Raw genomic sequence first — 20,359 nt, forward strand, 5'->3', positions numbered from 1 at the left:
GGAAGTTGTTTTTCTGAGGCTTGAGTGTCGCGAAAAACAACTCTTAAACAACTTTGCCAACAACTGTGTCTGGTTTAGCACTCCCATCGGTTGGAAAAGGGCAGTTCAAAAGGGTTGTTGCTGGTTTTTGTAGTTGTTTCGAGGTTGTTGTGAGTTGTTCGCGGTAGTTGTAGGCAGCGGCATGCGGCCTGGAGGGGGCTGAACCAGGGCTAATCCAGCTCTTGGTTCAGCTCCTGGCGGACGTTAGTGATGATCGCGCCGAGGAAGCCCTCGCACCCATCGGTGATGATGGGGAATGTGGAGTCATCTTCGATGACACCCAGCGTGAACAGCAGATCGCGGGTGATGGCGTGCGTGTAGTCGTATTCCGGATTGAACTCCCACTCACCGCGGAATAAATGGACTAGTTCGAAGGAGAGCTGAGGAATGCCCTCCGGTTCGGCGTAGGCATAGGGGATGTTGTTCATGATGACCTGCGTTGCCCAGAGCGGATCGCTCATGGCCTTGCGGCCATATTTGGTGAGCTTGATCTGCGTCGTTGTGGTCTTGAGCCAATCCAGGTCCGTCAAGAAGCCCCGCAAGTTCAGCAGCGGCTGGTGGTAGTCCTCGCGCTTGACCTCATCAAAGTCATTGGGGCTATTCAGTCCCTCCTTGAGGCGCGCGACGGCCGCTTGCTTCAGGTAGCCGGCCCCGGTCAGGCGTGGATACTCCTCGATGACCTCGAGGTATTCGCGTATACGCTGGCCTACGTGGTGGGCGGTGGCGTCGTCAAGCGCTGGCAGCTCGTAGTCAGGACGCAGCTCCGGGTAGGCCTCGTGGATATCCGCGCGCCATTGCTCCAGGATCTCCGAGGACGGCACCGGCATGTCTTCGAAAGGAGTGGAGCGGAAGGGATCAAGAGGGAGATCCCCAGGCAGCGCGGGCTTGGTGCCGCCTTCCAGATTGGCGGCCTCCGTGCCCATGGTGGCCAGGCGCTGCGCCACTGCTGGCGGGAAGAACGTGGTGAGGCGCTGATGGATTTGGTCTAGCGTGTAGTTGGGGAAGAGCGCGAAGATGCGTTCCATGCTCTCGGTAGGTACAGCCATGTAGGCCATGGTCGCCTGGACATCAAGGACCACCTTGAACATCGCCTCGGCACTGCCCAGCTCACTCATAAGATCGGGGCCCTCACCGGCGATGAGGGCTGGCAGGCCCATGACGACGCGCGAGGTGTCCGCCACGCTGATGCTGATATTCCATGCGCCCTCCGAGGGGTGGTAGTGCGCTACTTCCCGGAATGTTTCGAAAAAGTCCTGGTCAATGATGGTGAGGACGTCGATCGGCGTTCCTTCCTCGCCCACGAGGATTCCCGGATGAGAGGGCTCAAGGCCGAGCGCGGCGTGAACGATAATCATCATCTCGCCCACGGTGAGTTCCGCGGGGGCGGCGACAAAGCGAGCCGTGGTGAAGAAAGGGTTCTCCACGTCGATACGGACGTTCCTAGCGAGGTTCATAGTGCCCGACAGTATTAGAAAACCGTGCTATTCGCGCGCCAAGGCTTCGCCCACGCGCTTGCCAGAGTAGATGCACCCGCCGAGGAAGGTGCCTTCCAGCGCATTCTTGCCGTGCATGCCGCCGCCTCCGAAACCGGAGGCCTCGCCGCAAGCATAGAGGCCGGGGAGTGCCGTGCCATCGGGGTTGAGGCACTGGCCGTCCAGGTTGGTCTCCAGGCCACCGAGCGTCTTGCGGGTCAGGAACTTCAGGCGCACAGCGATGAGCGGGCCTTTGCTGTCATCCAGGATGCGGTGTGGGGGAGCAACGCGGATGAGCTTGTCGCCTAAGAAGCCACGGGCCACGCGCAGGTAGTTGACTTGGGCGTCTTTGCTGAAGAGATTATCCAGCTGGGAATCGCGGTCTTCCAGGACTTTTCTAAGTTGGGTTACCTCAATGGTGGGGGAGCCCTCCGGTGAAATGCGATTCATTCCGGCGACGAGATCCTCCAGGTTGTCTTCCACGACCCAGTCGATTCCGTTCTCCATGAATGCCTTGACGGCCACGTGTGTGCCGGGGCCGAGCTTGCCGGCGAGTTTCTTGAATTCCTTATCCGTAAGATCCGGATTCTGCTCGGAGCCGGAGAAGATGAATTCCTTGTCCACGATGGCCTTGTTGAGCACGAACCAGGAGTAACCGTGGCCGGTCTGGCCAATGTGGGCCAAGGCCGCAAGGTTATCGGTGCCGGGGAAGAGGTTGGTGGGCAGGCGGTTGCCTTCGGCGTCGATCCACAGCGCCGAGGGCCCGGGGATGATGCGGATGCCGTGGCCGGGCCAAATGGAGTTCCAGTTGGTCATGCCCTCGGTATAGGCCCACATGCGGTCGGTGTTGACCACGGAGGCACCGGCCTGTTGGGCGATGTCGATGCCGCGGCCGTCGACATGCGCGGGAACACCCGTGACCAGCTCGTTCGGGCATTCTCCCCAACGCTCAGTGGGCCACATCTTGCGTACCTTCTCCAGATTGCCGCCGATGCCGCCGGTGGCGATGACCACGGCGGAGCCGCGCAGCTCGAAGTGCTTGACGACGTCCCTCGGGCTCGCCTCGCCACGTACCTGGTTGGTGGGGGAGAGGACGCTGCCGCGCACGCCGACGACCCGCGGATTGCCGGCGTCGTCGTTCTCCACGACGAGCTCATCCACGCGGTGGCGGAAATGGAACTCTACCTGGCCTTGTTCTTCTGCTTTAAGGAGCGGCTCGCGGAAGACGCGCACGACCTCCGGGCCCGTACCCCACGTGAGGTGGAAGCGCGGTACGGAATTGCCGTGGCCGGAGGCATCGCCCGAACCACGCTCGGCCCAGCCGATGGTGGGCAGGACGTTGAGGCCCAAGGACTTGAGATAGCCGCGCTTTTCATTGGCGGCGAAGCGCACGTACTCGCGGCCCCATTTCGCGCCCCAGAAATCGTGCCGGTCATCCTCGGTCACCGGGTCATAGTCAGCGGAATTGGCCCAGTCCCGCCAGGCCAATTCTTCGGAGTCCTTGACCCGCATCATCTTCTGCTCGGGGGAGTCGACATAAAACAGCCCGCCGAGGGACCAGAAGGCCTGGCCGCCCAGGTTATTGCGGTTTTCCTGTTCCAGGAAGATGACGTGCTTGCCGCCCTTGAGGGCCTCGTAGCCGGCGACCATGCCGGCGAGGCCGCTGCCGACGATGATGACGGAGCCAGTGACCGAGTTAGTTTCTTTCATGACAGTAATGATAAAAGAAACCGGCCGCGATTGTGTGACTTGGCTCGCACGCTGAGTGTCTCAGCTTAGCCATGACTCTGCACGATATCAGGCCTCATCGCTCGGGCCTCTTCCGGATTTACCGTTCCGGACAGGAGCTAGGCGTTGAAGGGGAGTGGTGGTTTTGAGGCCCTGGCCATGGGGTTTGGTCAGAGATAAAGATCTAGAAATAAATATTCAAAACGGTACCTATAGGTCGGCAGGTAGGCTATGCTTCTCGCTAATACTCGTCGTACGCGGCCCGTATAAACGATTCCTACGGTCTTGCCGTGCGCGATATTTGCTCAAGAAGAAAGTTCTCTCATGACTACATTGACCACGCATAAGACTCGTTCGACGCGCGATACTTTTAATACGCGTTTTGTCTTCCTCATGGCCGCCATCGGCTCCGCCGTCGGCCTGGGAAATATTTGGCGCTTTCCTTACGTTGCCTATGAGAACGGCGGCGGCGCCTTCCTCATCCCGTACATGGTTGCCCTGCTCACCGCGGGTATTCCCATCCTGTGGTTCGACCTGGCCATTGGTCACCGCTTCCGCGGTTCTGCACCGCTAGCATTCCGCCGTATCAGTAGCCGCTGGGAGGGAATCGGCTGGTTCAAGGTCGGCGTGAACTTCTTCATCGCCATCTACTACGCCGCCATCATTGCCTGGGCGGCGCTCTACACCATCAAGTCTGTGACCCAGGCATGGGGCGATGATCCCGCGGAGTACTTCATGGGTGACTTCCTCCAAGCAGAGCCGGAGGCGACCTACTCAGGGCACATCGTCCCGTCCATCCTTGGCGTCATGATCCTCGTGTGGATCGTCTGCATCGCCACGTTGGCCACGAGCATCAATGAAGGCATCGGCAAACTGACGTCCATCTTCCTGCCTGTCCTGGCCGTCATGTTCATCATCTTGGTCATCCGTGCCTTCTTCCTCGACGGCGCCGCCGAGGGCCTCAACGCCTTCTTTACCCCGGACTGGTCCGTGCTGAGCAACCCGTCGGTGTGGATTGCCGCCTACGGACAAATCTTCTTCTCCCTGTCCATTGGCTTCGGCATCATGATTACCTACGCCTCTTATCTCAAGCCGCGCACCAACCTCACCAACACCGGCCTGGTTACGGCCTTTGCTAACTCTTCCTTCGAGGTGCTGGCCGGTATCGGCGTCTTCGCCACCCTGGGCTACATGGCCGCCCAGCAGGGCGTGGCGGTGGATGAGGTGGCATCTTCCGGCATCGGCCTGGCCTTCATCGCTTTCCCGACGATCATCAACCTCATGCCGCTCGGCGGACTGTTCGGCGTCCTCTTCTTCGGCTCTCTCTTCCTGGCCGGCGTGACCTCCCTGATTTCCATCATGGAAGTCGTCGTCTCCGCCGTGGCAGATAAGTTCAACATTTCCCGCCGCGTTTCCGCCATCACCGTGGGCGGCACCATGGCTGTGGTGTCGTGTGTTCTCTTCTCCACGTCCTCGGGCTTGGTCACGCTGGACATCATGGATAAGTTCACCAACAACCTGGGTATCGTCTTCGGCTCCATCTGCGCCCTGGTGGTCGTCGGCTGGGTCACCGGCCGCCGCCGCGAGATTCAGCAGCACCTCAATGCGGTATCGCAGTTCAAGGTCGGTGGCTTCTGGCAGTTCCTGACCTTCATCGCCACCCCGCTGCTGCTGGTCTACTTCCTAGTCAACGAAATTCTCACCATCGCCCGCGAGGGCTATGAGGGCTACTCCTCCACCCAGATTGGCCTCTTTGGCTGGGCGGTGTTGGGAATCATCCTGCTTGCCAGCTTCCTCATGCCGCTGGTGGCCTTCCGCGGGAACAAGTACCTGGATGGCATGGAGACCTCGGACTACGGCGTCCCCGTAGGTGGGCGTCCAGCCGGCACCCCGAACCCGCTTGCCACGGGTACTACAGCCGCACCGAACACTGACGACAAGTAACGAGTATTAGGAAAGGTCAACGACAATGACTACAAGCGCAATCCTGCTCTTCATCCTCTTCGTCGTCGTCATCTGGGGCGGACTGGTGCTCTCCTCCATCTGGCTGGCCCGCAGTGACGATGACACCACGGGCGAGTTGGGCAATGCCCCCGGCACAGACGACGAATCTCTGTCCCACCGCGTGCACTAAACAGCGGGACGCGGTGAGCTCTGCGCCCGCTTAAATCTCAACCACCGTGCGCCCGTGGCGCGAGCCGGCGCGCAGCTCGGTGGCCGCGGTGGCGACATCGGCCAGCGGAACCGTTTCGGTAATAGAGTTCAGCATGGTGAGGTCAAGGTGTTCGTCGAGAAGCTGCCAGGCTGCCTCGCGCACCTCGCGGGGCGCGTCGACGGAGTTACCGCCGGCCAGCACGATGCCGCGCAGGATGAACGGTAGCACCGAGGCGGGAAGATCCGGACCAGCCGCCATGCCGGTGGCGGCCACCACGCCGCCCCAGCGCACCTGTGCCAGCACATTGGCCAGAACGGTGGAACCGGCGGTGTCAATGGCGCCGTCGTACAGCGCCTTCTGCAGCGGGCGGCCGGTCTCGGACAACGCTGCGCGGTCAAGCACGTGATCCGCGCCGAGTGAGGTGAGGTACTCCGACTGGGATTCCACGCGGCCGGTAACGGCGGTGACCTCGTAGCCGGAAGACTTGAGCAGCTGGACCGCGATGGAGCCCACGCCGCCGGTGGCGCCGGTGACCAAGATATGGCCCTGCGTGGTGCCGTGCGCGCGCAGCTGGTTCACGCAGATAGCGGCGGTGTAGCCGGCCGTGCCGATCGCGGCGGCATCGTGTGCGCTGAAGCGCTGGGGCACGGGGATGGTGGCCTCTGCGTTGACGCGCTGGCGGGTGGTGTAGCCGCCGTGGCGGAATTCGCCCAAGCCATCGCCGCAGGCGACGACCAGCTGGCCGGGGTTCAAGCGAGAATCAGAAGTTTCCGCCACGATGCCCACGACATCGATGCCGGGGACGAGGGGATCGATGCGCATGACACCCTTATCTCCCTCCAAGGCCATGGCGTCCTTGTAATTAAGGGAAGAAAACTGCACATCTACGACCGTGTCACCTTCCCCGAGCAGGGGCTGCTCCTGGAAGGAATGGGTTACTCCGGAATCCGTGCGAGTGACAATGAGTGTGCTCATGGGCACTATCGTACAGAGGATGTGAAGCAGCGTTTTCCGGCTAATGCTTCAGCCAGCGTCCAGAGAACATCGTTAGGGTGAAGCGCATGACTGGGATAGAAGCTCAACACTCGCGCAATAGGCTGCGGCCCGCGCCGGATCCATATCCGCACCTGCGTCGTGATTCCTTCCTGGTCACGGCCTTGTCCTTGATGGTCGTGATGTTGGCGACGGTGGGCAAGCCCTTCATGGATATCCCCGGTGTGGTGGATGGTTCCGCGCATGCGGTGCGCCAGGTAAATACACAGCTCTTTGGTGGTTTTGAGAACGCCTCCGTGTGGTACGGCGCGTGGACCGACCTCGTGGGAAATATCGCTCTCTTCATGCCTTTGGGGGCGGCGCTTTACGTAGTTGGACGCAACCTGTCGGGTATTAAATGGGGTCTGGGCGGGGCGATGCTCATCGGCCTCATGGCCAGCCTGTGCATAGAAAGCGCCCAATACATCTTTGCTCTGGGCTTTAGTGATGTCGATGACCTTCTCTACAACACCGTGGGCTCTGTCCTCGGCGCCGTACTCATGGCGCGCTTGCGGCGCGAAGGGCAGACAAAGATCCTGCGTCGCTTGGGATTCCTCCTTGCGCTGGCAGCGGTGGTGCTCCTCGCCATGGTGACGCTGTAGTACTTAGCTGGGCGTACGCACGAGCTTAGCGACGTCCCCCGCCACCTGCCGCGCATAGGGTGACACTCCAGTAATCGTGGCCGAGCCTGGGCCCGTCCACGAGCCATAGCCCACGGGGAAGAAACCTTCCACCGTGGGCTTTCCTTCTGCCAATAACCCAGGGAATGGGCGCAAGGCCGGCCGGAAGCCGGTGGCCCAGATGAGATCGCTAAAGCCCTCGCGGCCTAGCTCATCGAGCGAGGAAAACATGCTGGTGGCGCTCAGCAGCCCACTATCACGGGCCTTGAGCACTGGCGGGACCATGACGATATCCCCCAGTTCTGTTTCGGGGCCCGGGTCCGGCTCGCCCCGAAGCTTGGCCAGCATTCGCTGACGGTTGCGGCTAAAGAGCACGCGTCCGTCTACATCATCCGGTATCCAGCGCGGAGGGTGCGCGGTGAACCACGTGGTGTCCACGCCGGCGAGGGCGAGCTCGGCGGCGATCTGCGCGCCGGAATTACCAGCACCGACAACGGCTACAGGATTGTTGTGGCCGCGCTCTACGAAAGGACCACACCCCGGGTAGCTCGCCGTGTGCCATTGGCGCCCCTGAAATTCACCGGGGTAGTAGGGGACAAAGGGCGCGGACCAGGTGCCCGTCGCGGCTACCACGGTGCGGGCACGGAACTCACCGTGGGTGGTGAGGAGGCGGAAGCGGGAGGCGTCGTCAAGCACGCGCTCCACTGCCACCCCGTGCCGGACCGGCAGGTCATAGCGCTGCTCATAACGGGTGAGGTAGTCCACCACGTGGGAAGCCGGCGGGAAGCCCGGGTAGGAGGGCATGGGCCAGCCGGGCAGGGTGGAGGACTGAGCATCGCTGAAGAGTGTGAGTGAATCCCACACGTGCTGCCAGGCGCCGCCGGGGGAGGAGTTGGCGTCGAGGACGAGGAAGTCGAGTTTCTGGCGGCGCAGGTAGTAGCCGGTGGCCAGGCCGGATTGGCCGCCACCCACCACGATGCAATCGTAGGTATGCATCTATTGGATGAGCTTTCGCTCGCGGGCGGCGGAGACGGCTGCGGTGCGGGTTTCCACGCCGAGCTTCTGATAGACGTGGATGAGGTGGGTTTTGACCGTGGCCTCGGAGATGAAAAGCCGCTGGGCAATCTGCTTGTTGGAGGCTCCCGTGGCCAGCGCTTGCAGGATCTCCAGCTCGCGGGGAGACAGCGCGGTTTCCGGCTGCGCCAAGCGCTCCGCCAGGAGGTTCGTGACTTCAGGCGCCAAGGTCCGCTTGCCCGCGGCGGTGTCGAGCACCGCGGTGTGTAGCGTCTCCTCGGGGGCGTCCTTGAGCAGGTAACCCAGCGCGCCCGCCTCCACGGCGGCCAAGATATCCGCCTGCGTGTCATAGGTGGTCAGGATGAGCACCGGGGGCCCATCGAGCTCGCGCACGCGCCGGGTGGCGGCGATACCGTCGACGTCCGGCATTTGGATATCGCAGACGACGACATCGATATGGGGGCCATCAGCATCCGCCAGCTTTTCGACGGCCGAGCCATCGGAGCCTTCCAACACCACCTCGATATCGGGGAAGGCGTTAAGAATCGCGCGCAGCCCGGCGCGGACCACGGGGTGATCATCGATGAGCATCACGTTGACCATTGCTGCTGCCTCCTGTTGGGATTCGCACCGCGAGCGCGGTGCCGGCGGGTGAAGATTCTACCTGGACGCTGCCACCGACGCTGCGAACTCGCTGCTCCAGGCCGGTGAGCCCAAAGCCGCGCGGGCCCTCGATGCCGCGGCCGTCATCGGCGACATCCAAGGTGATCTCATCCTTGAAAGAACCGAGGGTGACCACGGCGCGGTCGGCGTCGGCGTGTTTCATGACATTGGTGAGACCTTCGCGCGCGGCGCGCAGGATGACGTGGGAAAACTCGGTGGGGACGTCGGCGCTGCCGGTGAGCTTGAGTCCAAAATAGGTACGCAGCCCGAGGCCCTTGGCCTGGGCTTGGAGCTCATCCACGAGTGTGCGCAGTTCCTTATCGATGGAGGAGGCAGGGGCCGCGAGCTCCTTGACGAAGCGCCGGGCCTCGGCCAGGTTGTCCTGGGCCACCTTCTCAATGAGCGCGAGCTGCTCGGTGACGTCCTGTTGCGTCGACGTGTTCTTGGCGGCGCGGCTGAGCAGGACGATGGAGGACAGCCCCTGCGCCACGGTGTCGTGGATTTCGCGGGAGAGCCGCTCCCGCTCCTCGAGGCGCCCGGCTTGGTGCTCGCTGGCGGCCAGTTCTTCCTGGGTCTCACGCAGCTGCTTGGCGACGGCCTCGTGGTGTGCCGCTTCCGCCTGAACCCGGCGGGCGGCGTGGTAGACGGCCACGGCGAAACACGTGCCGATGAATGGCCCGATGGCCGCGGCCGCGGTCCAGAATTGCGGGTGGATCCACGCGGGGACGAAGGCGGCCACGGCCCACAGGATCACGCTGGCGACGATTCCTGGCCAGAAAGGAAGCGCATGGATGAAGACGAAGACCAGCGGGAACTCGAGCCACATGAAGTCTTGGGCGTGCACCATAAGCCCGATCCACAACAGGCACAGGGCGGCGAGCCAGAGCGTGGTGGGGATGGGGCGGGCGATGGTGCGGGAACCGAAGATGGCAAATCCCGTGTAGACCACTGCGAGTGCGATGGAGAGGCCGAGGGCGCGGGCGTCGAGGCGCTCATCGGCCCATGCGCGGAGCACTCCGAAGACGAGGAGAAAACCGAACATGGTGTGCAGTCCCACGGTCCACAGTTTGTTGCTCATCATCACGACGCACCAGCCTATCGCCTAGGTGGGGGAGCGCGAATCAACCAACTGGTTGAGTGGAGGTTCAACTGGCTACCCGATTACTTTCGGCGCCCGCACACGCAGGATAAATAGTATGTTCCTGGCATTGAGAGAGATAGTCACAGCCCGCGGTCGGTTCTTCCTGATCGGCGGCGTCGTGGCTCTGATTACGTTGTTGCTCGTTATGTTGTCCGGCCTGACCCAAGGCCTGTCCAAGCAAAACACCTCCGCGCTTGAGGCACTCGGGGAGCAGAATCCTTATGTGACCTTCTCGACGGAAGATCCCTCCTTCACCGAGTCGGAGATCTTCGCCGAGGACGTTCCCGCTTCTGGTATTCCGCTGGGCACCTCCCAAACCAAGCTGGAGGGCCACGGCGGCGTGGCGGTTATCGGTTTGCCCGCCGGCACCCAGATTCCTGGCTCCAGCACCGTGATTCCGGAGGAAGGCATGGTCTTGAGCCAATCCATCGACGAGGCCCTGAACGCGCCCTCCCGGGGCACCCTCGGCGGAGTGGACCTGGACGTGAACGCAGTGGTCGAGGATGAGTATTACTCTCACTCCCCGGTGGTGTGGGTCTCTACCGAAACCTGGCAGAAGGTCTCCCATTCCCCCGAAGACATGGTGGGTGTGGCCGTGCTGTCCCAGGAGCCGACCGACACTTCCGTGTCCATGAGCAAGGCCCTGTCCGGTCTTCCGGCTTATAGCTCGGAGCGCGGTTCCCTGCTGACCATGCAGGCCTTCCTCTATGGTATTTCCGCGCTGGTCACCATCGCTTTCCTGAGCATCTGGACCATCCAGCGCACTCGTGACCTGTCCATCCTGCGTGCCCTTGGGGCCAGCGTGAAGTACCTGCTCAAGGATGCTATTGCGCAGGCAGCCATCATCTTGGCGAGTGGCGTTGGGACAGGCGCGCTCGTCGGCTGGCTGCTGGGCCTTGCCGCCCAAGGTGCTGTGCCCTTCGAGGTCTCCGCCATGACCGTCATCGTCCCCGCGCTCGGCATCTGGCTGCTCGGCATCGCCGGTGCCTTCCTGGCCACCCGCCGCGTTTCCAAGATCAACCCGCTCGACGCCCTAGGAGGCAACGCCTAATGACTACTACCGTTACTCCCGCCCTGTCACTGCGCGACATCGTGGTGACCTACCCCGACGGCCAGTCCCGCACCACTGCACTCGACGGCGTGAGCCTGGACGTTAAGCCCGGCGAGCTCACCGCCGTGATCGGCGAATCCGGTTCCGGTAAATCCACCCTGCTCTCCGTAGCCGCCGGTCTCATCGAGCCGGACTCCGGAACTGTTGAGATGCACGGCACCCGCGGGCTCATCTTCCAGCAGGCCAACCTGCTAGCTGCCCTGACGGCCCGCGAGCAGTTGCTCATTATTGACCACATGGAGGGCCGCAAGCCCCGCGGTGACCGGGCTGACGAGCTGCTCAGCTTCGTGGGTTTGGAGGGCTTTGGCAACCGCCGCATGAACCAGCTCTCCGGTGGTCAGCGCCAGCGCGTCAACATTGCGCGCGCGCTCATGGGCCAGCCTTCCGTGTTGCTTGCGGATGAGCCGACCTCCGCCTTGGACTCCAAGCTCTCCCGCGAGATTGCCAAGCTCCTGCGCGGTGTCACCGATGACTTCGACACCGCAACGCTGTTCATCACGCACGACCGCAGCCTCCTTGACTATGCCGATACCGTGGTCGAGGTCAAGGACGGAAAGCTCTCCGAATATTCCGAGCTAGCCGCGTAGGAACCCGCTTATCTCTCATATGTTCATACAAAGGGGTAAATTATTACCCCGTTATGATTCGACCCCGCAAGCCCCGAGTAAGCCCAACTGACTACCCGCGCATGCAGCAGTGGACCGCGCTGCACGCGCTCATGTTGAGCATCACCGTGGTGGCCTGCGGGGTCTTTATCGTCGCTGCTCACAGAATCAAGGGAACCTCCCGCGAGGCGTTCATCCGCCGGATGGTGGGCTGGGCCTTGCTGGTGGCGGGTACTGCGTGGACGGTCATCTCCTTAGACCCGAAGCAATTCGATATCCGAGAGTCTTTGCCTTTGCACCTGTGCGATGTGCTGCGCCCGATCTTGGCGCTGGGTCTTATCACCGGCAATGAGCATGCCCTGACCCTGTCTTACTTCTGGGGCATCATCCTCAACCCGCAGGCCATCATCACGCCGGATGTCATCTACTACTTCTCCCCGCGGTGGCTGCGGTTTGGTACCTATTGGTTCTTCCACATTGTTGCACTCGCCGTGCCGCTGGCGCTGACTTTCGGCTTGGGCTACCGCCCGACGTGGAAGGGCTACCGCTTCGCCGTGAAGGTCACGCCGGTGTGGATGGCTATCGCGATGGCAGTCAACGCGAAGACCGACGGCAACTATGGCTTCCTGAACCACGCGCCGGGCAGCTCCTCCATCATCAACCTATTCGGCCCATGGCCTGGCTACATCGCAGTGGAAATCCTTGCCGTCGCAGCAGCATGGGCCGGGATGACGTGGCCGTGGGAGAACACCTCACTACACCGCGGCACGGTGGCGGTGGGCCCGCGCGGGCTCATGCGCAAGTCCGTCGGTACCGCATCCGGTATTCTGCGCCGGGCCAAGGTACATTTTCGTAAATAGTGGTCCGAAAATCGCGAAATTCTAGGGCTTCGTTGAGAAAACGTACCAAGGTGGTGGCGGCCAGGTACGGATCGATCAAACAAGGTCCCAGATCTTCGAATTTCTGGGGCGCTATTTGATCGAAACGTACTTAGCGGCGGAGCTAGCGCCGGGCCAAGGAGCTAGCGCTCGGCGTTGAGGAGCCGCGCGATGGCCCGCGGGATAGCCGCAGCGATCTGGGAGGCCGAACATGGCGCGAAGCCCTCGGGGGTTTCGGCCGCGATGGCCGCCGCGTGCGCGTGGATGGCACCGGCGTGGAGGACCTCGGCGATGACCCCGGCAGGGGACGCGGCGGGGGCGCTGGCGAAGAGCTGGGCCATGACCGCGCCCAGAATGCCGGAGAGCACGTCCCCGGAGCCGGGGGTCGCGGCAAAAGAGTGACCGGCGTTGAAAGAATAGAGCGGCTGGCCCGGAGCGGGGACGCGGGTCAAGCGGCCTTTGAGCAGGATGATGCTGTGTAGCTCTTCGGCAAGCTCGTGGAGGGCAGCGGCCCACCCAGCAGACGCATCGGGAGCAGAGCCGAAAGTGGCCTCATAGAGACGGCTGAACTCGCCTTCATGCGGGGTGAGGATGGTCATCGGGTGTTCGGTGGCTTTCTGGCGCAGGGAGGTATTGCGTGCCAGAAGCGTTAGGGCATCGGCATCGATGACGGTGGGCAGACCCTGCGCCAGGACCTTTCGCAGTTCGGTGGCGGCCGCTGCATCGGTGCCGCGGCCGGGGCCCACGACCCAGGCCTGGGCTTGGCCGGCGGAGGACACATCGGGATGGCAAACCAGCTCGGGCAGCAAACAGGTGATTGAGTTATCGCCGATGAAGCGCACCATCGAGGGCGTGGCGCGCACCGCCGCGGTGGTACACAGGATCCCCGCACCCGGGTAGATATCGCTGCCGGCGGCCAGGGCGACGACGCCACCGGAATACTTATCCGAGCGCGCGCCTGGTGTGGGATCAACGATGGGTCCGGTGCAGCCAACCGGCCAGGGGCGGGATGCGCGCCCGTCAGGAAGATCGAGTTCGCCCGATTGCCACGTAAAGGGCGTCGGCACGGAGGGCTCGTGGGCGATGAATGCCGCTGGTTCATCGAGTTCAGCGAGGGTCGCAGCAAACGAGGGCGCGCCGGGTAAGAAGAGATCGGAGACCACGACCTGTCCGCATTCGGCGGCCAGCGCGTGGCCGAGGCGCGGCGAGCCGAAGGTGACGGTGATATCGGCGCGGACGGCATCCGCGGCGCACACTCCCGTGTCGGCATCGACGCCGGTGGGCATGTCGACGGCTAAGACTGTAGCCCCGGCAGCGGTGGCTTCGCGGTAGAGCGAGAGCGCGGTGCCGCTTAAGCCCCGGGCGGAGCCGAGGCCGGCGATGGCGTCAATAACCAGCGCGCTGCCTGACGGCAGCGCGTCGGCAGAAAGGACCGCGCCACCGGCGGAACGGAACGCAGCGAGAGCCTCCTCGTGACAGCGCTCTGGAACCAGGGCATGGACCGAAACCCCGCGCGAGGCCAGCGCCGCACCGGCGTAGAGCCCATCCCCGCCGTTGCCGCCGGAACCGGCAAGAATGAGCACCGCTCCGGGGCGTTCCTCCAGCATCACCGAAGCAGCCTCTGCCACCGCCGCGGCGGCCAGTTTCATAAGCTGCTCCTCATGAGACTGCTGTTTAAGCAGGCGCTTCTCAGCGGCACGGACGGCGGCAACGGTATAAGCAGGGCGCATAACCCACACCCTAGCGCGCGGGTTGGCAGGTAGGGCACCAGAAGAGGTTGCGGCCCTGCATGACCTGCTCGCGGATCTCGGTGCAGCACACATGGCACGGCAGGCCGGCGCGGCGATAGACATAGACCTCGCCGCCGTGGTCATCCTTGCGCGGCTCGCGGCCCATGGCCTCCGGCGTATGGGCGGGACGGACCGTGTCGATGCGGCCGTGCTCGACACCGTAGTCCATGAGATCGACCAGGTCAGACCAGATGGCATCGAACTCGGCGCGGTCGAGCTGGTTGCCGGGGATGAAGGGGGAAAGCTCTTGTCGGAAAAGAGCTTCTGCGCGGTAGATGTTGCCCACCCCGGCGAATAGACCCTGGTCCATGAGCATCGCGCCGATGCTGCGTCGCGAGGCATGCACGCGGTCCCATAGGGTATCTGGGTCGGCATCCTTGCGCAGCGGATCCTGGCCCACCTTCGCCACCTTGGCCTGGTACTCCTCCTCCGTGATGAGCGTGCAGAACTGCGGGCCGCGCAGGTTCGCGGCCGTTGTGCCGTTATCGATGCGTAGCCGGATCTGGCCCCACACATCGGCAGAAGGCTCAAAGCGCAGGGAACCGATGAGGCCCAGATGGATATAGATAACGTGGCGCGGGTTATCCGTATCGAAGTGGACAAAAAGGTGCTTGCCAAAGGCTTCGGCGAGGGAGAGGGGAGAGGCGTCGACAAGCGCGGCCTCCGTAGCGAACCGGCCTTGGGGGCTGCTCACGGCCAGCGGCTTGTTACGGAAATCCGCATTCAGTGTGCGGGCAAGGCGGTGAATAACGTGTCCCTCAGGCATGTCAGGAAGTCTACGCGGGGGCTGTGCTGCTGTAGACTTTCCGGGTACTACCCGTTGAACGGAAGGGCCTAAATACTATGGGGCGCGCAATCGGTTTTGACCGTGAAAAATACATTGAGCTGCAGTCGGAGCACATTAATGCTCGGCGCAAAGAAATTGGCGGGAAGCTTTACCTGGAAATGGGCGGCAAGCTTTTCGATGACATGCACGCCTCCCGCGTTCTGCCCGGTTTCACCCCGGATAACAAGATTGCGATGCTCGAGCGCATCAAGGATGACGTAGAAATCCTCGTCTGCATTAATGCCAAGGACATTGAGCGCCAGAAGATGCGCGGTGACTTGGGGATCCTCTACGAAGATGATGTGCTGCGGCTTGTCGACGTCTTCCGGGACCGCGGCTTCCTGGTTAACAACATCGTCATGACCCAGCTAGAGGATGGCAATAGCCAGGCGGAGGCTTTCATCGAGCGCCTCGAGCGTTTGGGGCTGACGGTGGCACGCCACCGCATCATTCCGGGCTACCCCGCCAACATCGACCTCATTGTCTCCGAGGATGGCCTGGGCAAGAATGACTATGTGGAGACCACCCGTGACCTCGTGGTGGTCACCGCGCCGGGGCCGGGCTCCGGCAAGCTGGCTACCGCGCTCTCGCAGGTCTACCACGAGAATCTGCGCGGCGTGCCAGCAGGCTATGCCAAGTTTGAGACCTTCCCGATCTGGAACCTGCCGCTCGATCACCCGGTGAACCTGGCCTATGAGGCGGCCACCGTGGACCTGAACGACGCCAACGTCATCGACCACTTCCACCTCTCCGCGCACGGCGAATCCACGGTGAACTACAACCGCGATGTCGAGGCCTTCCCGCTGCTGAAGTCTCTGCTGGAGCGCCTGACCGGCACCGTTCCCTACCAGTCTCCGACGGACATGGGCGTGAACATGGTGGGCTTCTGCATCACCGACGATGAGGTCTGCCGCGAGGCCTCCCAGCAGGAGATCATCCGCCGTTACTTCAAGACGCTGGTGGAGGAGGCCCGCAATGGCCTCGACACCACGCAATCCGAGCGCGCCGCCGTAGTCATGGCGAAGGCCGGCATTAAGTCCACCGACCGTCCGGTTGTGCTCCCGGCACGTCAGAAGGCGGAAGAGACGCAAGGCCCGGCAGCCGCGCTGCAGCTTCACGACGGCACCATCATCACCGGCCGCACCTCCCCGTTGCTGGGTTGCTCAGCAGCCGCGCTGCTCAATGCGCTCAAGCACCTCGCTGGCATCGATGATGACCTGCATTTGTTGTCCCCGGAATCCATCGAGCCGATCCAGACGTTGAAGACCAAGCACTTGGGCTCGCAGAACCCGCGCCTGCACACCGACGAGGTGCTCATTGCGCTCTCTGTCTCCGCGGCTAAGGATGAGAACGCCCGCCGCGCGCTCGACGCACTGAAGGAACTCGAGGGCTGCGATGTCCACACCACCACCATCTTGGGTTCGGTGGATGAGGGCATCTTCCGCAACCTGGGCGTCCTGGTGACCTCCGATCCGGTCTTTGCCCGCAAGAGCGCGCTGTACCAGAAGCGTTAAGATTCTCCCGAACATTGGAGGGAAGCGCTATCTCGGTAGGCATTCCCCCAGACCTGGAACCCGCAACCTGCAGGTGGGCGTCGGCAAGCGCTTGGCGACGCCCCACCACCCACCTGCAGGTTGCGGGATCGAGGTCTGGGGCTTTGGGTTAAGAGCGGTTGCAGCGTTGGGCCCAAAAGATTGGGGTTTTACCTCGCAGCGGGCCTAGACTTGCGGGCGTGACTATTGGCAAGATTCTCCTCTACTACTGCTTCACTCCCATTGAGGATCCCACCGCGATCATGCTGTGGCAGCGTAACCTCTGCGAGAAGCTCGGGCTGAAGGGCCGCATCCTCATCTCGGAGCACGGCATCAACGGCACCGTGGGCGGGGACATGGAGGCCTGCAAGCGCTACGTGCGCGAAACCCGCGAGTACCCGGGCTTCAAGAAGATGGAGTTCAAGTGGTCCGAGGGCGGTGCGGAGGACTTCCCGCGCCTCTCGGTCAAGGTGCGCGATGAGATCGTGGCCTTCGGCGCGCCGGGCGAGCTCAAGGTGGATGAGAACGGCGTCATCGGCGGTGGTGTCCACCTCAAGCCCGAAGAGGTCAACAAGTTGGTGGAGGAGCGTGGCGAGGAGGTCGTCTTCTTCGACGGCCGCAACGCCATGGAGGCGGAAATCGGCAAATTCAAGAATGCCGTGGTGCCGGATGTGCGTACGACCCACGACTTCATCGCCGAACTCGAGTCCGGCAAGTATGACTGGATGAAGGATAAGCCCGTGGTCTCCTATTGCACGGGCGGCATCCGCTGCGAAATCCTCTCCGCGCTGATGAAGAACCGGGGCTTTAACGAGGTCTATCAGATTGACGGCGGCATTGTCCGCTACGGCGAAAAGTACGGCAACGATGGCCTGTGGGAAGGCTCGATGTATGTCTTTGACAAGCGCATGCACCACGAGTTTGGCCAGGGCCTAGAGGATCCAGGCTTTATTCAGCTCGGCCACTGCGTGCATTGTGGGAAGGGGACGAATACCTTCCACAATTGCATTAATGAGGACACCTGCCGCAAGCAGGTGCTCATCTGTGATGATTGCATCCAGCACGTAGAGACACAGCACTGTGGGCGCCCAGATTGCGCCGAGGTGGCTGCGTCCCAGGCACAGGCCTAGTTTTCGAGAACCGGGGCCAGCAGGATCTGGATATCGTTGATGCACCAGATCATGAAGTTGCCGGCCATGACCCAGAAGATGGCCATCCAGCCGCGCCAGCGCACGTAAGCCTTGAGTTTGCGCACCATAATGACTGCGCAGCCGATCATGCCAATGAAGGGGATGATCAGCGTCGTCGTGGCGAACACGGCGCGCTGGGTCCTCGTGCAGAGCCAAGCGGCGTATTCGGCTTGCAGGCAGTTGGTTGTGGTTCCAGCGACCTTGAAGATGCCCGCGAGGAGAAGCGCATAGAGCGCCGAACCGACGAGGATGAAAATCATAAACCACAGCGCTTGGCGCGAGGAACGGCGATTAGCCTCGGCGACGGTGAGGGGATCGGGTTCGTCGGCAAGCTCGTCAAAGCTGCGAGGCTCAGGGCGAGGCAGGTTGGTATAGTCCGCGTCGGACGTGAGATCGTTTTCGGGGTGCTCTGCTGCCATGGTTTGTCAGTCTAACGTGCTTCTTTATCGTAGGTGCTGGGGCAGACCAGTACTGGAACGCCCAGGTGGGGAAGCAGCTCGGTGGCGGTGCTGCCGATGAAGACGCGTTCGATGGGCCCCATGGGAGAGGAACCCAAGCAGAGCAGATCGCCCTTCTTCCACTTCAGTGAATCCACCGCGCCGGACCAACCATGGCCGCTGCCGATGGCCGTCGTGACCGAAAGCTCGGGGTAGGCATCCGCGATGAAATCGTGCGCCCGGTCCAACAGTGAGAGTGAGTGCTCGCGCCAATTGGGGGCATCGGAGGGAAAGGTCGGAGAGTATTCGAGGGGGACGTCGACAAGCCCCTTGGGGGAAAACGCCAGGATACGCAGGGGGATTCCGCCGCGCTGTGCAATGCATGCGGCATGCAGGAGGGCGGGGTCGTCGGCACTGCCCAAGTCGGTGAAGGCGAAATTGATGCGGGTGACGCCGTGCTTGGACAGCTTGATGCCACGCGGGATGAGACCGACAGGGAGGGGCGAATAGTGCAGAAGCGCGTCAGCAGTAGAACCAGAGAAGAAACGGCCCTTCGGCGCGGATTGATTGGCCCCAAGGAGGATGACGCTCGCTTTGAAATCCTCAGCCGCCTGCTCCAAGAGCTGTGGGCGAGAAGGCCCTGCCAAGAGAACGGAGACGTTTTTATCGAGCTGGTCCTTATCCACCCCGGCTGCGTGCAAGGCCTGCTTGACGGCGCGTTCGCAGGTGGCGTGCTCCTTCTTGAACCACTTCTTGTAGGAACCGCTGAGCTTGCTGAGCGACGTCACGGTGAGGGGCTGCGAAATCGTTGAAACCACGCGAATCCGAACGGAGGTGGAACGCGCGAGCCACGCTGCAAACTCGATGGCCTCCGTGCCGGTGGAGCTAGGGCTCCACGACACGAGGACGCGGAGCGGAGGGAGCTGGTCGTCCGGGGAGCATGGCCCTTCCGCAGGGTGTGAAGAATTCTTAGCCATTCAATAAAAAGTTCGGGGTCGTTTTCTTCATTATCGACCCTTCATGCCGGAAAATAAAATCCGCTCTACCGGCACTTTTTGGTCTATTTCCCTTCCATGATTGGACGGTAGACATCGGCAAGCTTGGAGATGAGATTGACCAAAGTGTCAGCGTCCTTGATGTCCTCTGGGTCGAGCCAGCGCAGGATCTCAGCCAAAGCTGCCGCGCGTTGGCGGGAGACAATGGTCAGCTCGGATTCCCCGAGCTGGGTGAGGGCGACGAGTACGCCGCGGCGGTCTTTTTCATCGCGGTGCCGTTCCACGAAGCCTTGGCGCTCCAATTGGTATAGCGCATTGGAGGCGGTCGGCATTCGGATGAGTTCTGCTTGCGCGATGGTGCTCACGCGGGAGGGGCCGCGCATGCGCAGCTGGTTCATGATGGAGACCTGCGACGTTGTCAGGGACGTGCCCTCCGTGGTGCGCTGGAAGATGAGCATGAGCTTGTTGAGCGCCGGCTGGATCTGGCGGGCGACTTCCAGGGCATCCTCATAGGGGACTGGGGATTCAATAGTTTCTTCACTCATGGAAAATAAGTGTAGCTAGGAATCACGGGGTTCGGTAGTTAGTTATTTAAAAAATTAGGTGTTCTATCACGAAATGTTTAGGAGCACTCTAGATTGTTAGCGTCGCCGGCACTACACTGTCCGGCGTGAATTCTCCGTCTAAGGCAGAGCCGGCAAAGGCAAAGCCAGCCGTGGCCTACCGCAATGAGGTCTCCTATGAATGGGAGCGCGCGCAACATCTGCGTGAACTTCGTGCGGGGAAGCTCGGGCGCGAAGAGGTATGCGATGCCGATTTTCTCCTTCGTGCTGCGGCGAAGCACCACGGCGTCGACATGCACAAGCCGTGCCCAGTCTGCGGTGAGGAAATGCGGCTAACTCGGTGGGTATACGGAGATGCCTTGAAACGCCGAGCAGGCAGCGCGCGGAGCGAAATAGAAATCGCGGAGATAGCCTCCGAGGGAATCGAATTCACCGTGCATTTCGTGGAAGTGTGTCCGGCGTGCCGCTGGAATCATCTGCTTCGAGCCGCCACGGTCTATGCTCTAGGGTAGTTTTGGCTTCCCAGTTCGCGCCGGTAAGCTGCATATATTTACAGTTTCTGTACAGG

Annotated in this window: 20 protein-coding genes; 9 read left to right on the plus strand and 11 right to left on the minus strand. The window is 62.1% G+C overall.

Annotation, left to right across the window (positions count from 1 at the left end; all coding sequences use genetic code 11):
* Positions 1 to 209: 209 nt before the first annotated feature.
* Both HMPREF2743_RS09840 and HMPREF2743_RS09845 read right to left on the minus strand, forming a co-directional pair.
* A complete protein-coding gene (locus tag HMPREF2743_RS09840; RefSeq protein ID WP_070818728.1) occupies positions 210 to 1,493 on the minus strand; it encodes a hypothetical protein in 1,284 nt (427 codons plus the stop codon).
* Positions 1,494 to 1,520: 27 nt separating this feature from the next.
* Positions 1,521 to 3,221 carry an FAD-binding dehydrogenase gene (locus HMPREF2743_RS09845; RefSeq protein ID WP_070818729.1) on the minus strand — a complete coding sequence of 567 codons (1,701 nt, stop codon included), beginning with the start codon at positions 3,219 to 3,221 and terminating at the stop codon, positions 1,521 to 1,523.
* Positions 3,222 to 3,563: 342 nt separating this feature from the next.
* Between HMPREF2743_RS09845 and HMPREF2743_RS09850 the strand changes: the two genes are divergently transcribed.
* Entirely contained in the window at positions 3,564 to 5,183 is a 1,620-nt protein-coding gene (locus HMPREF2743_RS09850; RefSeq protein ID WP_070818730.1) for a sodium-dependent transporter, read from the plus strand.
* Between the two features lie 25 nt (positions 5,184 to 5,208).
* Positions 5,209 to 5,373 (plus strand): methionine/alanine import NSS transporter subunit MetS, encoded by a 165-nt coding sequence (metS, locus tag HMPREF2743_RS09855; protein ID WP_070525148.1) that lies wholly within the window; start codon positions 5,209 to 5,211, stop codon positions 5,371 to 5,373.
* A gap of 30 nt (positions 5,374 to 5,403) precedes the next feature.
* On the opposite strand, the gene HMPREF2743_RS09860 is transcribed toward metS, so the two are convergent.
* A complete protein-coding gene (locus HMPREF2743_RS09860) occupies positions 5,404 to 6,369 on the minus strand; it encodes an MDR family oxidoreductase (RefSeq protein WP_070818731.1) in 966 nt (321 codons plus the stop codon).
* Between the two features lie 86 nt (positions 6,370 to 6,455).
* Here HMPREF2743_RS09860 and HMPREF2743_RS09865 point away from each other — a divergent pair, with 86 nt between their 5' ends.
* Positions 6,456 to 7,028: a VanZ family protein gene (locus HMPREF2743_RS09865; RefSeq protein WP_070818732.1), complete on the plus strand. Its 573-nt coding sequence runs from the start codon at positions 6,456 to 6,458 to the stop codon at positions 7,026 to 7,028.
* A 3-nt stretch (positions 7,029 to 7,031) separates the two neighbouring features.
* Here HMPREF2743_RS09865 and HMPREF2743_RS09870 read toward each other — a convergent pair whose 3' ends face one another.
* From HMPREF2743_RS09870 to HMPREF2743_RS09880, 3 genes are read right to left on the minus strand one after another with little or no spacing between them, the layout of a single operon-like run.
* A complete protein-coding gene (locus HMPREF2743_RS09870; RefSeq protein ID WP_070818733.1) occupies positions 7,032 to 8,042 on the minus strand; it encodes an NAD(P)-binding domain-containing protein in 1,011 nt (336 codons plus the stop codon).
* Entirely contained in the window at positions 8,043 to 8,663 is a 621-nt protein-coding gene (locus tag HMPREF2743_RS09875) for a response regulator (protein WP_070818734.1), read from the minus strand. It lies immediately after the preceding gene.
* Positions 8,638 to 9,804 carry a histidine kinase gene (locus HMPREF2743_RS09880; protein WP_070818735.1) on the minus strand — a complete coding sequence of 389 codons (1,167 nt, stop codon included), beginning with the start codon at positions 9,802 to 9,804 and terminating at the stop codon, positions 8,638 to 8,640. Before HMPREF2743_RS09880 ends, HMPREF2743_RS09875 begins: the two co-directional genes overlap by 26 nt.
* 115 nt (positions 9,805 to 9,919) lie before the next feature.
* On the opposite strand from HMPREF2743_RS09880, the gene HMPREF2743_RS09885 reads away from it, so the two are divergent.
* Genes HMPREF2743_RS09885 through HMPREF2743_RS09895 form a run of 3 tightly spaced genes read left to right on the plus strand, consistent with a single transcriptional unit; the run spans position 9,920 to position 12,440 of the window.
* A complete protein-coding gene (locus HMPREF2743_RS09885) occupies positions 9,920 to 10,915 on the plus strand; it encodes an ABC transporter permease (protein WP_070818736.1) in 996 nt (331 codons plus the stop codon).
* Positions 10,915 to 11,562, plus strand: coding sequence for an ABC transporter ATP-binding protein (locus HMPREF2743_RS09890; protein WP_070525159.1), 648 nt, complete (start codon positions 10,915 to 10,917; stop codon positions 11,560 to 11,562). Before HMPREF2743_RS09885 ends, HMPREF2743_RS09890 begins: the two co-directional genes overlap by 1 nt.
* A gap of 53 nt (positions 11,563 to 11,615) precedes the next feature.
* The gene (locus HMPREF2743_RS09895) at positions 11,616 to 12,440 is read left to right on the plus strand and encodes a YwaF family protein (protein ID WP_070818737.1); all 825 of its coding nucleotides are present in this window, start codon (positions 11,616 to 11,618) and stop codon (positions 12,438 to 12,440) included.
* A gap of 161 nt (positions 12,441 to 12,601) precedes the next feature.
* On the opposite strand, the gene HMPREF2743_RS09900 is transcribed toward HMPREF2743_RS09895, so the two are convergent.
* Complete coding sequence (locus HMPREF2743_RS09900; RefSeq protein WP_070818738.1) at positions 12,602 to 14,188, minus strand: NAD(P)H-hydrate epimerase; 1,587 nt, start codon at positions 14,186 to 14,188, stop codon at positions 12,602 to 12,604.
* Between the two features lie 10 nt (positions 14,189 to 14,198).
* Positions 14,199 to 15,014 carry an Fpg/Nei family DNA glycosylase gene (locus HMPREF2743_RS09905; protein WP_010187920.1) on the minus strand — a complete coding sequence of 272 codons (816 nt, stop codon included), beginning with the start codon at positions 15,012 to 15,014 and terminating at the stop codon, positions 14,199 to 14,201.
* A 77-nt stretch (positions 15,015 to 15,091) separates the two neighbouring features.
* On the opposite strand from HMPREF2743_RS09905, the gene HMPREF2743_RS09910 reads away from it, so the two are divergent.
* Positions 15,092 to 16,588 carry a DUF1846 domain-containing protein gene (locus HMPREF2743_RS09910; protein WP_070818739.1) on the plus strand — a complete coding sequence of 499 codons (1,497 nt, stop codon included), beginning with the start codon at positions 15,092 to 15,094 and terminating at the stop codon, positions 16,586 to 16,588.
* A 218-nt stretch (positions 16,589 to 16,806) separates the two neighbouring features.
* Complete coding sequence (locus tag HMPREF2743_RS09915) at positions 16,807 to 17,736, plus strand: oxygen-dependent tRNA uridine(34) hydroxylase TrhO (RefSeq protein WP_070818740.1); 930 nt, start codon at positions 16,807 to 16,809, stop codon at positions 17,734 to 17,736.
* Here HMPREF2743_RS09915 and HMPREF2743_RS09920 read toward each other — a convergent pair.
* From HMPREF2743_RS09920 to HMPREF2743_RS09930, 3 genes are all read right to left on the minus strand, one after another.
* Entirely contained in the window at positions 17,733 to 18,215 is a 483-nt protein-coding gene (locus tag HMPREF2743_RS09920) for a hypothetical protein (protein ID WP_070525645.1), read from the minus strand. The genes HMPREF2743_RS09915 and HMPREF2743_RS09920 overlap by 4 nt on opposite strands.
* Positions 18,216 to 18,226: 11 nt before the next feature.
* Positions 18,227 to 19,210: a universal stress protein gene (locus tag HMPREF2743_RS09925; protein WP_070525643.1), complete on the minus strand. Its 984-nt coding sequence runs from the start codon at positions 19,208 to 19,210 to the stop codon at positions 18,227 to 18,229.
* A gap of 83 nt (positions 19,211 to 19,293) precedes the next feature.
* A complete protein-coding gene (locus tag HMPREF2743_RS09930; protein WP_010187909.1) occupies positions 19,294 to 19,773 on the minus strand; it encodes a MarR family winged helix-turn-helix transcriptional regulator in 480 nt (159 codons plus the stop codon).
* A gap of 170 nt (positions 19,774 to 19,943) precedes the next feature.
* Here HMPREF2743_RS09930 and HMPREF2743_RS09935 point away from each other — a divergent pair, with 170 nt between their 5' ends.
* A complete protein-coding gene (locus HMPREF2743_RS09935) occupies positions 19,944 to 20,303 on the plus strand; it encodes a DUF5318 family protein (protein ID WP_070818741.1) in 360 nt (119 codons plus the stop codon).
* The last annotated feature ends 56 nt before the right edge of the window (positions 20,304 to 20,359 follow it).

Source organism: Corynebacterium sp. HMSC036D02, assembly GCF_001836165.1.
In the GTDB taxonomy this organism is placed as follows: domain Bacteria; phylum Actinomycetota; class Actinomycetes; order Mycobacteriales; family Mycobacteriaceae; genus Corynebacterium.

Bases quoted from the DNA above. Each gene is read 5' to 3' on its own strand.
- HMPREF2743_RS09840 (WP_070818728.1), bottom strand. From the start codon at position 1,493: ATGAACCTCGCTAGGAACGTCCGTATCGACGTGGAGAACCCTTTCTTC.
- HMPREF2743_RS09845 (WP_070818729.1), bottom strand. From the start codon at position 3,221: ATGAAAGAAACTAACTCGGTCACTGGCTCCGTCATCATCGTCGGCAGC.
- HMPREF2743_RS09850 (WP_070818730.1), top strand. From the start codon at position 3,564: ATGACTACATTGACCACGCATAAGACTCGTTCGACGCGCGATACTTTT.
- metS (WP_070525148.1), top strand. From the start codon at position 5,209: ATGACTACAAGCGCAATCCTGCTCTTCATCCTCTTCGTCGTCGTCATC.
- HMPREF2743_RS09860 (WP_070818731.1), bottom strand. From the start codon at position 6,369: ATGAGCACACTCATTGTCACTCGCACGGATTCCGGAGTAACCCATTCC.
- HMPREF2743_RS09865 (WP_070818732.1), top strand. From the start codon at position 6,456: ATGACTGGGATAGAAGCTCAACACTCGCGCAATAGGCTGCGGCCCGCG.
- HMPREF2743_RS09870 (WP_070818733.1), bottom strand. From the start codon at position 8,042: ATGCATACCTACGATTGCATCGTGGTGGGTGGCGGCCAATCCGGCCTG.
- HMPREF2743_RS09875 (WP_070818734.1), bottom strand. From the start codon at position 8,663: ATGGTCAACGTGATGCTCATCGATGATCACCCCGTGGTCCGCGCCGGG.
- HMPREF2743_RS09880 (WP_070818735.1), bottom strand. From the start codon at position 9,804: ATGATGAGCAACAAACTGTGGACCGTGGGACTGCACACCATGTTCGGT.
- HMPREF2743_RS09885 (WP_070818736.1), top strand. From the start codon at position 9,920: ATGTTCCTGGCATTGAGAGAGATAGTCACAGCCCGCGGTCGGTTCTTC.
- HMPREF2743_RS09890 (WP_070525159.1), top strand. From the start codon at position 10,915: ATGACTACTACCGTTACTCCCGCCCTGTCACTGCGCGACATCGTGGTG.
- HMPREF2743_RS09895 (WP_070818737.1), top strand. From the start codon at position 11,616: ATGATTCGACCCCGCAAGCCCCGAGTAAGCCCAACTGACTACCCGCGC.
- HMPREF2743_RS09900 (WP_070818738.1), bottom strand. From the start codon at position 14,188: ATGCGCCCTGCTTATACCGTTGCCGCCGTCCGTGCCGCTGAGAAGCGC.
- HMPREF2743_RS09905 (WP_010187920.1), bottom strand. From the start codon at position 15,014: ATGCCTGAGGGACACGTTATTCACCGCCTTGCCCGCACACTGAATGCG.
- HMPREF2743_RS09910 (WP_070818739.1), top strand. From the start codon at position 15,092: ATGGGGCGCGCAATCGGTTTTGACCGTGAAAAATACATTGAGCTGCAG.
- HMPREF2743_RS09920 (WP_070525645.1), bottom strand. From the start codon at position 18,215: ATGGCAGCAGAGCACCCCGAAAACGATCTCACGTCCGACGCGGACTAT.
- HMPREF2743_RS09925 (WP_070525643.1), bottom strand. From the start codon at position 19,210: ATGGCTAAGAATTCTTCACACCCTGCGGAAGGGCCATGCTCCCCGGAC.
- HMPREF2743_RS09930 (WP_010187909.1), bottom strand. From the start codon at position 19,773: ATGAGTGAAGAAACTATTGAATCCCCAGTCCCCTATGAGGATGCCCTG.